Annotated in this window: 9 protein-coding genes; 3 read left to right on the top strand and 6 right to left on the bottom strand. The window is 66.2% G+C overall.

The annotated features are described in order from the left end of the window. Positions 1-24 precede the first annotated feature (24 nt). Complete coding sequence (locus VMJ11_RS28090) at positions 25-2,802, top strand: DUF6519 domain-containing protein (protein WP_325623895.1); 2,778 nt, start codon at positions 25-27, stop codon at positions 2,800-2,802. A 4-nt stretch (positions 2,803-2,806) separates the two neighbouring features. After that, positions 2,807-3,724 (top strand): DUF6734 family protein, encoded by a 918-nt coding sequence (locus VMJ11_RS28085; RefSeq protein WP_325623893.1) that lies wholly within the window; start codon positions 2,807-2,809, stop codon positions 3,722-3,724. A gap of 19 nt (positions 3,725-3,743) precedes the next feature. Here the strand turns inward: VMJ11_RS28085 and VMJ11_RS28080 are convergent, their stop codons facing one another. Both VMJ11_RS28080 and VMJ11_RS28075 read right to left on the bottom strand, forming a co-directional pair. Beyond that, a complete protein-coding gene (locus tag VMJ11_RS28080; protein ID WP_325623892.1) occupies positions 3,744-5,126 on the bottom strand; it encodes a sigma-54 dependent transcriptional regulator in 1,383 nt (460 codons plus the stop codon). 510 nt (positions 5,127-5,636) lie between these two features. Then, complete coding sequence (locus VMJ11_RS28075) at positions 5,637-5,900, bottom strand: DUF6723 family protein (protein ID WP_325623891.1); 264 nt, start codon at positions 5,898-5,900, stop codon at positions 5,637-5,639. Between the two features lie 283 nt (positions 5,901-6,183). Here VMJ11_RS28075 and VMJ11_RS28070 point away from each other — a divergent pair, with 283 nt between their 5' ends. Beyond that, positions 6,184-7,446 (top strand): multidrug effflux MFS transporter, encoded by a 1,263-nt coding sequence (locus tag VMJ11_RS28070; protein ID WP_325623889.1) that lies wholly within the window; start codon positions 6,184-6,186, stop codon positions 7,444-7,446. A gap of 79 nt (positions 7,447-7,525) precedes the next feature. Here the strand turns inward: VMJ11_RS28070 and VMJ11_RS28065 are convergent, their stop codons facing one another. From VMJ11_RS28065 to VMJ11_RS28050, 4 genes are all read right to left on the bottom strand, one after another. After that, positions 7,526-8,647, bottom strand: coding sequence for an NADH:flavin oxidoreductase/NADH oxidase (locus VMJ11_RS28065; RefSeq protein ID WP_325623887.1), 1,122 nt, complete (start codon positions 8,645-8,647; stop codon positions 7,526-7,528). A gap of 280 nt (positions 8,648-8,927) precedes the next feature. Continuing rightward, positions 8,928-9,941 (bottom strand): Gfo/Idh/MocA family oxidoreductase, encoded by a 1,014-nt coding sequence (locus VMJ11_RS28060; protein WP_325623886.1) that lies wholly within the window; start codon positions 9,939-9,941, stop codon positions 8,928-8,930. A 113-nt stretch (positions 9,942-10,054) separates the two neighbouring features. Further along, positions 10,055-10,810: a helix-turn-helix domain-containing protein gene (locus VMJ11_RS28055; RefSeq protein WP_414694485.1), complete on the bottom strand. Its 756-nt coding sequence runs from the start codon at positions 10,808-10,810 to the stop codon at positions 10,055-10,057. Between the two features lie 329 nt (positions 10,811-11,139). Continuing rightward, the coding region (locus VMJ11_RS28050; protein WP_325623884.1) for a methyl-accepting chemotaxis protein at positions 11,140-11,871 on the bottom strand (732 nt) is incomplete at its 5' end.

The raw sequence follows: 11,871 nt of genomic DNA, 5'->3' as shown, positions 1-11,871 counted from the left end.
GCGAGGGGCAACGAGGAGCAGGCCATGAAAGGTGATTTCAGCCGTATTCGCTTCGAGCCGCAGCAACACTACACGGACGTCCTCGACCAGCAAGGGCGCGTGGCCTACGACGCGGATCACAACGAGCAGCGCTTCATCGACGCTCACCGCCGCACGACCGAGACGATCGACGTGATCGGCGAGTATGGCGCGCCGATGGACGATGCGGGCTTTGCGATCAGCTTCGCGGGCACGACGCTGTCCATCGGCGCCGGGCGTTACTACGTGCACGGCCTGCTATGCGAGAACGACGAAGCGCTCGCCTACGACGAGCAGCCGTTCCTCATGGCGAGCGCCGACCTGACCGGCATGCTCGAAGAACTCCTGCGCATGCAGGGAACCGGCTGCGTGCAGGTGTTTCTCGAAGTCTGGCAGCGCATGGTCACGGCGCTCGACGACACTTGCCTCGGCGAACCCGCGCTCGGCCAGGCCGATACGACCGTGCGTCTGCAGACGGTGTGGCGCGTCGTGGCGAATCTCGTCACGACGCAGCCGCCGTCGCAGGGCAACGCAACGCTCGCGGGCGGCGCGAGCACGGCGACTACGACGGCCACGCTATCCACGCTCGGCGCACTCAGCGGACGCACGGTGCTCGACACACTCGGTCTCGAATCCACGGCCTCGCGCGCCCAGCTCATACGCGACGAGGCAACCCTCGCCTCGCTCTCGCTCAGCCAGCCGGCCACGAACACCACGCTCACGAAGACGGGCCTCGCGCTGAACCCCGCTGCGCTCGCGGCCGCCCTTGCGTTGGAGAGTGGTACAAGCGCGCCCTCGACGCCCGCGGCATCTTCAGCTGGCGCCACGCAAACGCCCGCAACCTGCAGTTGCACGGCGATGTACGCGGCCACGCCCGCCGCGCACAGCGGCACGCTGAGCGCGCAGGTCTCCACGGGCGGCGCGGACTGCGGCTGCCAGCCGATTCCCGCCGCGGGCTACACGGGCCTCGAAAACCAGCTCTATCGCATCGAGATCCAGCTGGGCGGCCCGCTCGGCGCGGCCACGTTCAAGTGGTCGCGCGAGAACGGCTCGGTCGCGGTCGCCGTGCTGAGCGTGTCGGGCAAGAAGGTGAAGGTGGCGAGCCTCGGCATGGACGCGAACCTCGGCTTCCAGGAGGGCCAGTGGGTCGAGCTTTCCGACGACACTTACGAATTCGGCGACGTGCCGGACCAGCCCGGCCTGCTCTACCAGATCCAGCAGATCGACCGCCCATCCATGACGCTCACGATGACCACGACCGTGCAGAGCGTCGATCCCACGCGCCACGCGCGCATGCGCCGCTGGGACCAGAGCGGCACGGGCGCGGGGGCGAGCGGCGTGCCGCTCTCCTCTGGGTGGACCACGCTCGAAAACGGCATCCAGGTGTGCTTCGGCACGGGCACCTACTACGCCGGCGACGCGTGGACGATCGCGGCGCGCACCGCGACGGGCCAGATCGACTGGCCCCCGTGCGGCAGCGACGGCAACCCGTTCCAGCCGCCGCACTACACGCATGTGTATTGCGCGCCACTCGCGTGCATCCACGCGAACCTGCGCCGCGAGGAAGCCGCACTGGCGCACTACACGCCGTTCGCCATCGACGACTGCCGCCGGCTCTTTCCGAGCCTCACGGATCTGGGCGGCTTCGTGAGCGCGCAGTCACTGCACGTCACCGGCATCAACTGGTCCAACGACGACGTGCTGACCTTCGACACGCTCGTCGCCAACGGCCTGCAGGTGCAGCTCGACGGTACGCCCACCGGGCCGCTCTCGCCGGCGAACTTCATCGTGACGCTCGAAACGCCTCTGGCGCTCGGTTCCACCGATACGGCCACGAACCTTGCCGCCGGCGCAACCTCGCTGCAGGGTCTCACCGTTGCGCGCTATCCGTTCATTCTCGATTCCGCCGTGGCACAGGACGGCACCACGCTCTCGTGGACGCTGCCTGGAGCCAGCGCGGGCAAACGGCAGATCAGCGAACTCGCCACGATCGACCGCTCGCTCGCCGCCTTCGTGCAAATGGGTGCGCCGGCGCGGGCGCGCGTGAAACTCCCCGGCCACATGATCTACGCGCTCAACGCGCAGGGCTCGCAAATCTGGCTCGACGGCCAGGCGTTCGGGCAGACCGGCACGCTCGCGTCGGGCAACGGCGAACGCGTGGACCTCAGCCTGCCGAGCGGCGACGGCGAGCGCGCGAGCGACTTCGAAAGCTGGTTCTACCTGTATCCGACGCTTGCGGTGCAGAGTGTCGCGTTTACGTATCAGGCGCTCGTCGTGGAGTCGATCAACGGCACGCCGACCATCAATTCCACGACGCCCGCGGCCACCACCCAGCCTATCGTGCAGCAAGCGACCATCACACTCAACTACGCGGCCGTGCAGGCAACGACGATCCAGCTCTCGATGACGGGCGATGCCAGCGTGGCGAGCGTGCCGTCGAGCGTGGCCGTGAACGTGGGTGAGAGCAGCGTGAGCGTGGACGTGTCGATCAACGGGGTGCCCGCCTCGGGCCCCGCGCGAACCTACGTGCTGACGGCCTCGCTGCCCTCGGCGCTCGGCCAGGCGAGTTCGCAAAGCGCCTCGTTCACGATCGTCGGACGCGGCGGCCGCCGGCTCGTGGAGACCGCGCCGTCGCTCACGCTCAATCCTCAGGCCGCGACCCCGGCCACCAAAACCGCTGCGAAAACGCCCGCTACGAAAGCCACCGCGACCAAAACCACGGCTGCGAAAACCACGCGTGCCACGACACGCCGCGCGAGCACGAAGCCAACAGGAAACGGGTGAAACCATGCGCGCCCTCTGGTCGTTCTGGAGCAAGCCGTATCTGGCCGGGCGCGGGGGCATCTGGCGCGCGCCACATCACCACCTGCTCGCGTGGGCGCTTTCGCTGCGCGTGGCGCGCGCGCACTATCCCGAGACGGTCCTCGTCACCGATACGGCGGGCAAGGCCATGCTCGTCGATCACCTGGGTCTTTCGTTCTCCCAGGTGAGCACGGAACTCGACGCCCTGCGCGGTGAAGACGCGGGCTGGTGGGCGCTCGGCAAGCTCTACGCGTACAGTCTGCAGGACGCGCCGTTCGTCCATATCGACAGCGACGTGTTTCTCTGGAAGCCGCTGCCGCGCCACGTGACCGACGCGCCGGTGTTCGCGCAGTGCCCCGAGCTGCATCCGCCGCTCGACACCTGGTCGCCGCCCTGGGACATCGAAGCCGCGTTCGCGAAGCACGGGCTCGGTCTGCCGGTGGAGTGGGAATGGGCGCGCTCGCTCAGAACGGACGTGTATCGCGAGGAGAACTGCGGCATTGTCGGGGGCCAGGACGTCGGCTTCCTGCGCTATTACGCCGGCACCGCGCTGCGGCTCGTGCGCGACCCCGCGCATCGTTGCGCGTGGCGCGAAATCCCCTTCAAGGACGGCTACAACATGCGCATCGAGCAGATGATGCTCGCCGCCTGCGTGGACTATCACCGCTCGCATCCGCTCTCGCCGTGGCACGGCGTGCGCATCCGTTATCTGTTTCCCGACTTTGCGGGCGCCTTCGATCCCGCGCGCGCCGCCCAGGTCGGCTATACGCATCTGCTTGGCGACAGCAAGCGCAATGCAGCCGTCGCGCAGCGGCTCGAACAACGCATGCGCAGCGAGGACCGCGACTGCTACGAGCGCTGCGTGCGCCTCGGCCCGCGTTTCGCGCAAGGCGCGCTGGGCTGAGCTGGGCTGAGCGCGATGGTCAGTCGCCGCCGTGCCGGGCCTCGCGGAAACGCTCGGGGGCAATGGCGTGCTTGCGCATCAGTTCGAAGAACGCGCGGCGGTTCTTGCGCGCCGCCGTGGCGGCCTGCGTGATGTTGCCCGCATGCGTAGCGAGCAGCCGCTCGATATAGTCGCGCTCGAACGCCGTGATACTGCGCGCCTTGGCGTCGCGAAACGACTCGGGCGGCGCGTCGGGCTCGCGCGCTTCGGGCAGCGCGAGATCGTCCACGTCGATCACGGGCGCCGCGCAGAACAGCGCGGCGCGCTCGATCACGTTGTAAAGCTCGCGCACGTTGCCCGGCCAGTCGTAGGCGAGCAGCTTACGCATGGCGCGCGCGGTGAAGCCCAGCGCCGGGCGGCGCGCCTTGCGGCAACACAGCTGCGCGAAATGGTATGCGAGGGCGGGCACATCCTCGGCACGCTCGCGCAGTGCGGGCAGGTTCAGGTTCAGCACATTGAGACGGAAATAGAGATCGCGGCGGAACGCCCCCTGCTCAACGAGCGCCGCCACATCGTGATTGCTCGCGGCGATCACGCGCACGTCCGCATGCCAGAGCCGGTCGCTGCCGACAGGCCGGTACTCCATCTCCTGCAAGAAGCGCAGCAGCTTGGTTTGCGCGCCGAGCGGCAGCGCGTCGATCTCATCGAGAAACAGCGTGCCTCCCTCCGCTTCGCGCACGAGCCCGCTGCGCGCCACATGCGCCGAGGTGTACGCGCCGCGCGCGCAGCCGAACAGCTCGCTCTCCATCAACTCCACGGGAATCGCGCCGCAATTCACGGCCACAAGCCCGCGCGCCGCGCGGGGCGACAGATAGTGGATCGCGCGCGCGAACATCTCCTTGCCAGTGCCGGTTTCGCCGAGAATCAGCACGCTCGCGTCGCTGCGCGCCGTGACCGGCAAGCGCGCGAGTTCGCGCACGAACAACGTGCTCGAGCCGATCAGGTCGTGAGCGCGTGCGGTTTCGATGGCCGCGCGCGCATCGAGCGCGGGCCTCGCGAGCAGGCCGGCAGCCCGTTCCACACGCATGCCGAGCTCGCCGTCGCGATAGGGCGCGCACACGAAGTCGAACGCGCCCGCGCCCAGCAGCGACGCAACGTCCTGAGCGCCGATCCCGCTGCACAGCACGATGACCGAGCACGCCGGCATGGCGCGGCGCATCTGCTCGATATGGCTCGCTGCAAGGACATGGGCGCCCGCATCGACGGAAAGCACGAGCAGGTCACAGGCGCCGGCCACGCCCGGCGGCGGATGCCAGACCACGTCGAGACGCGCACCGACCTGCGCACACAGCGCGCGATACGCGTTGCGTCCTAATGCCTCTGCGTCCCCCACGGCGCTCACACCGCAATTGAGCCTGTCCATTTGTTTTCTTCCGTTGACGCAAAGCGCGGCTACGCCTTCGCAAGGACGAACGAACGCCCAGCGCCCATGCGCCGTATGGAAAGGAATGCCGGGAATCGCCGCGCCGCCTCAAACCGGTTCTTGTTCGATAGCCGACTTCGTGAAGATAAAATGAATGCAACAACTCCGCCCACGCAATATCCGGTCGATTATTGCGCACCTGCGGTAATGTTCATTTCTTTCGGAATTAATGTAGCGTAGCACACGGCCACCAACTTTCAAGACGGTAACAACTTCTGCCTTATTCGATGGTCATGTTTTCAAACAGGCGATTTTTCCGTGCCTTGTATGGTGGTCCGGTCGTGTAGTCGAATTTTCCAGCCTGTGGTTAGATTCTGGTCGAATCGCGAGATTAAATTGATCGCGTTCGATTATTAAAACTCCCCTATTCCCACGCAAAAGAGTTTGATTTCAAATTGCAGATTTCCTGAATCATTTACATTGCGAGTTACGCGACGCGCGCGTGCCCGCTCACGCTTCCGGCGTCGCGATGTCGGCGCGGATCAGCTCGTCGGCGAGCGCTAGTGCTTCGCTGCGCGCTTGCGCGCCGGTCGCACACGGCCCCGGGCGCGAGCAACCGTCGAACGGATAGATGAGCCGGCCGTCGGTCCTGCGGCGGATTCGCAGCAACCCGTAGTAACGGCCCGCTCCGTCGATCTGCTCGCCACAAAAGACTTCGTAGTCCGCAGCCGTGCTCGGGCGGCGCGCGGCCGGTTTCGGCCCCTTCTCTGGCATGTTGGCACTCCGCGGTTAGCCTTGGGCAGGATAGGCACTGTCACAGCAAGCGCCGCGCCCGGCTTGCGGGACGTTGTGCGCGCAATGAATTACACTTGCCAGCCCGACACCACGTAGCTGCCGCGTGCATGACGCGTCCATGCGCCCATGCCCGCGCGATGGGAATCGCGTCGAAGCGCACGATAACAGGCACAATACGCGGCGAAGCCGCTGCGCGAACACGATGTTCGTCATTCGAACAGGTCGACGCCGCCGCACCGCAATCCGCCCCTTTCTCGCTGTGATGACCCACGACCTTCCCGCTTCCCCAGCCACTGCAGCACGCCCGCCGAACTCGCCGCGCTTCCTGCTGTTCCTGATCTGCCTGTTCGCCTCGGCTGGTCAGCTCGCCATCGACATCTACGTGCCCGCGCTGCCTGCCATGGCGCGTTACTTCGCGACCTCGCCGCAGGCGATCCAGTCGAGCGTATCCGGCTATATGGCCGCTTACGCGTTCGGCCAGCTCATCTTCGGGCCGATCTCCGACCATTTCGGCCGCAAGCGCGTACTGGCCTTCGGCCTCGTGATCTACACGATCGGGTGCCTGCTCTCGCTCGTCTCGCCGAATCTGGAAACCTTCGTGCTCGCGCGGTGCCTGCAAGGCTTCGGCATTGCCGCGACCAATCTGCTCGCGAAGGCCATCATCACCGATTCGTTCTCGGGCACCGCGCTCATGCACGCGTTCACCTATATGTCGATCACCTGGGGACTCGCGCCGATCATCGCGCCCGTGATCGGCGCGCATCTGCAAACGTGGTTCGGGTGGCAGGCGTGCCTCGTGTTCCTGCTCGCCTATTCGCTCGTGATGTGGGCCCTGCTCTGGCGCTTTCGCGAAACCTTGCGGCAACCCGTGCACCTGGAGCCGCGCACGCTGTTCGCGAACGCGGGCAAGGTGCTCGCGAGCCCGGTGTTCCAGAGCTGCTTTCTCGCCCAGGGCCTGTGCTACAGCATCCTGCTCGTGTTCAACATCATCGGGCCGTTCATGGTGCAGAACACGCTGCACAAGCCGCCGACCTTCTTCGGCTACCTCGCGCTCGGCATCGGCCTCATGTATTTTCTGGGCGGCCTTTCGAACCGCCTGCACGGCCCGCGCCTGCCAAGCCCGGAGCAACGGCTGCGCGTGGGCGCGCGCGTGATGGCGGGCGCGGCGATCGCCATGCTCGTGCTCGCGCTCACGGTCGGCCTGCGCGTGTGGACGCTCGCCACGCCCGTGCTCGTGATGGGGCTCTGCGCGGGCGCGATGTACCCCACGCTGATGGCCAAGGGCAATTCGCTGTTCCCGCACATTGCCGGCTTGACGAGCGCGATTCTCGGCTGTGCGCTGCTGCTCGTTTCGTCGGCGATGATGGGGCTGGCCGGATTCGTCTCCGTGCACGTGCTGACGCCGCTTGCAGTGTTCTTCGTGCTGCTCGCGCTCACGGTCGTCGTCATGGTGACGAAGTTGCTGCGGCACCTCGCGCAGCATCAGGCCGCCACGGTCGCGCAGCGCAGCGGCGAGGCGGCGTGAGTGTCAAACAAGCGCCAAACGAGCGCTAGATGAGCGCTAACAGGGCGCTTCGCGAGCACGCCTGCACGCCGCTGCAAGGCTAATCGCCGCAATCGCGCGCGGGTGGTTCGGGCTGGTAGCGTTCGAGCCAATACGCGTACTGAGCCGGCAAGACCCACGACGGCCGCTCGACCTTCAGATGCTGCGCCGCGCGGTACGGATAATGCGGATCGGCAAGATGGGCGCGCCCGATCATGGCCAGATCCATCTGTTCCTCGGCGATCACGCGCTCGGCCACGCGCGGCATGTCCACGCCCCACGACGAGGCCACCGGCAAGCCGGCGTCGCGTCGCACGCGCGCCGAGACCGGCGCGAGAAACGCCGGCCCCCAAGGAATCTTCGCACCCGGAATCGAAAACCCGACGCTCACGTTCAGCAGATCGAGCCCTTGCGCGCGCATCGCGCGCGTGAGTTCGATCGATTCGGTCAGCGTTTGCTCGTCGCGCCCGTCGTATTCGATCACACCGAAGCGCGCCGTGAGGGGCAGATTCTCGGACCATACCGCGCGCACGGCGGCCAGCGTTTCGAGCAGAAAGCGGCCACGGCCTTCGAGACTGCCGCCATAGGCATCGGTGCGCTGATTCGAATGCGTCGAGAAAAAGCTCTGTGCGAGATAGCCGTGCGCGAAGTGCAGTTCGAGCCATTCGAAGCCCGCCGCGCGCGCACGCTTCGCGGCGTCGACAAAGGCCTGCTTCACGCGGGCAATGTCATCTAGCGTCATGGCGCGCGGCACGCGCGGCAGGTTCGCGCCGAACGCAATGGCCGAAGGCGCGATGGGCTGCCACGCACGCGGATCGCTCTCGGGAATATGATCGTCGCCCTCCCAGGGCCGGTTGGCGCTCGCCTTGCGTCCGGCATGCGCGATCTGGATGCCGGGCACCGCGCCGGCCGCCTTGATCGACGCGGCGATGCGCGCCATGCCTTCGGCCTGCTCGTCGTTCCACAGGCCCGTGCAGCCGGGTGTGATGCGTCCTTCGGGCGAAACCGCCGTGGCCTCGACGATGACGAGCCCCGCGCCGCCGCGCGCGATGGCCGGATAATGGATCCAGTGCCACGCGTTCGTGACACCGTCGACGGCGCTGTACTGGCACATCGGCGGCACCGCAATACGGTTGCGCAGCGTAACGTCCTTGAGTTTGAACGGACTGAACAAGGCTGACATTTCGCGCCTCCTGGAGGGGAATCAGAATGGTCCGCGATGACCGGCGCGCGCTGGGCGCACGCGCCTCGCGCCGCCGCCACGTGGGCATGATGGCGGCGCATCGCTTCCCACATTAGGCGAAAATCCTGCGCTGCGGCGTATGCGTGAATGCGGCGCATGTTGCGGCCGCGCGCACCGAAGAAACGACGCCTTCCGACACAGCGAGTCGGCCCGTGTGGAACGAGACATCATCCCGGAGCGCGCCGAACGGCGCCGCGCCCCAGTCAGGCAATCGCCCGCTTCAACCTTGGAGAATGGGCTCCCAACTGCCCGATCGGGCCGAACGGAAAACGGCATCGATCACCCGCATGTTTGCGCGGGTATCTTCCAGCGCAATGGCCTGCGGACCGCCGCTCAATATTGCTTGCGCGAAGACCGCGGCCGCCACGCCGTATTGATCGCACACAGGAAGTTCCAGCCAGCGATCCGTCCCGGCTCCCGCGCCTGCCGGTCCACTCACGAGGAGCCGCGTCGGTCGATCATTCGGCGCGTTGAACGGAATCTCGACCTCAATCCGCCCCGTCGTGCCATGAAATTGCATGCGCTGATAAGGATGGATCTGGGTCGAGTAAAAGAAGCTCGCCTGCACGCCCTCGAAATCCATCAACACGGAGCCAAGCCGGTCCACCTCGAACGTCGGGTCGCGCTCCATCAGCGCGACCACCTGCCGTGGCTCGCGCCCGGTGATGAAGCGTGAAGTCGTGATGGGATAACAACCGATGTCCAGCAGGCCCCCGCCGCCCAGTTCGTTCTGGTTGCGGATATCGTGCGCATTGGTGTTGTAGTAGGTGAAGCCGCCAGTCACCGCCCGCAATTCGCCTATGGCCCCTTCGTCGATCAAGGTGCGCACCTTTAGCCATTGCGGATGCGTGCGAACCATGAAGGCTTCCTGGATGTATCGACCGCTCTTTTCGCGCGCCGCGATCAGTCGTTCGACCTGTTGTGCATCGAGCCCGATCGGCTTCTCGCACAGCACGTGCTTGCCCGCCTCGACGGATTTGATCGACCACTCGACGTGAAGGTGGTTCGGCAAGGGGATATACACCGCGTCGATTTCCGGGTCCGCCAGCAGTGCCTCGTAGCCGTCGTACGCGACGGCCAGGCCATACTTCGCCGCGGCTTCCCGCGCCTTCTGCGCGGAGCGCGAAGCGATGCCCTTCACGCGGCACTTTGGCGCGTTGTGCATGGGCACGACGATCTTGTCGTTGATCTTCGCCGTGCCCAGGATCCCCCAGACAATTTCATCTTTTGCCATGACATCCCCTTTTGCATTCCGTGTGTGATGATCGGACCGAACGAGCGCAACGAAAGCGTCCGATCGCGCCAGTTTACACGTGGCAAAGGGGATGGCCCATGGCGGGCCCGCGCTCAGACCGTTTGCAGTCCTTCGCTGTCGACGATGCGGATCAGCTTGCCTTGCGCGTCGATGAGGCCGCGCTTCTGGAAGCGCGACAGGATCCGGCTCACGGTTTCGAGCGTCATGCCGAGGTAGCTGCCCATGTCCTCGCGCGACATGCGCAGGCGGAATTCAGCCTGCGAGTAGCCGCGCTGCCAGTTACGCGCCGCAACGTCGAGCAGGAACGCGGCCACACGCTCTTCGGCGGTGAGCGAGCCGAGCACGAGCATCTGCGAGGCTTCCTGATTGAACTGGTCGCCCATGAGGCGTTGCAGCCGGTCCATCATCGTGCTGCTTTCGCGGCACAGGCTCTTGAGTGCGGCGTATGGAAGCGTGCAGATCGAGCTGTCCTCGAGCGCGACCGCGCTGAACGCGTGCACGTCGTCGGCAATGCCGTCGAGTCCCAGCGCGTCGCCCGCGAGACGAAGCCCCGTGATCTGCTCGCGTCCGTCGCGATTGACGATGAGTGTCTTGAGCGAGCCGGAACGCACCGCGAACAGGCTGTCGAAGCGGTCGCCCGAGCGGTAGAGCGACTCGCCGCGGCGCACCTTGCGCGCACTGCAGATCAGGGCCTCGAGCTTGGGCAGGTCTTCGGCGGGGAGGCCTTGCGGCATGCACAGATGGCGCATGGCGCACCCCGAGCAGCGCGCGGAAGGCGGTGTTAAGCCAAGAGGAGCGCGGCCTCTCTGGCGCATGACGACGGCGGGTCCTGCAGCGGGTGACAGCATCGGACGACTCCTTCCAGATATTTTTTTGAAGACTCCGACGCATTGTCACACCATAGACGCGCGTCAAAGTGGCGGCAAAATGACGCGTGTAGGAACGGACGGCTCCAAGCCGTCTTGCAAGTCGTCTGGCAAGCCCTCTTTCAAGCTCATCTGCAAGCCCTCTCATCTAGCGATTTCGCGGGGGCGATGGCCGCTTGCGAACTAACAGGGAGCCGCATCGCCGAGGTCTGGCCACGAATAATAAAGCCGCCGCACTTGCGTACGGCGGCTCCAGGCGCCGAGAGTTCGGCCTGCCTCGCCGGCACGAAAGCTTCCGGAAGAAGCCGCCTTCAAGTCCGGAAGATCGACACCGCCTGCGAGAGCCGGTGCGCCTGCCCCGAGAGCGAATCGGCGGCGGCAGCGGCCTCTTCCACGAGCGCGGCGTTTTGCTGCGTCACTTCGTCCATCTGCGTGACGGCGCGGCTGATCTGCTCGATGCCGAGGCGCTGCTCGGACGAAGCGTCGGAGATGCCCGCAATGATGTCCGTCACGTTATCGACCGAGCGCACGATGCTTTCCATCGTCTCGCCCGCGGCGCGCACGCGCTCGGAACCCTCTCGAACCTGCCCGACCGATGCGTCGATCAACCCCTTGATCTCGCGCGCCGCGCTCGCGCTGCGCTGCGCAAGCGAACGCACTTCCGAGGCGACGACGGCGAATCCGCGTCCTTCCTCGCCCGCACGCGCGGCCTCCACGGCGGCGTTGAGCGCGAGAATGTTGGTCTGGAACGCAATGCCTTCGATCACGCCCGTGATCTCGACCATCTTCTCCGAAGAGTTCTGAATGGCCGACATCGTATCCACCACGGCCGCCACCGCCGCGCCGCCGTCGGCCGCCGCCGTGCTGGCCGTGGAAACGAGCTGGCGAGCCTGGTTGGCGTTGGCCTCGTTGTTCTGCACCGTCGATGTGAGCTGCTCCATGCTGGCCGCGGTTTGCTGCAGCGAGGCAGCCTGCTCTTCGGTGCGCGACGAGAGGTCCGTATTGCCCGCGGCGATCTCGCCCGCGCCCGCCGTCACGGACTC

Source organism: Paraburkholderia sp. (assembly GCF_035501035.1).
Taxonomy (GTDB): Bacteria; Pseudomonadota; Gammaproteobacteria; order Burkholderiales; family Burkholderiaceae; genus Paraburkholderia.
Note: the sequence above shows the minus strand (reverse complement) of the source record. Positions and strands in the feature narration are given on the sequence as shown.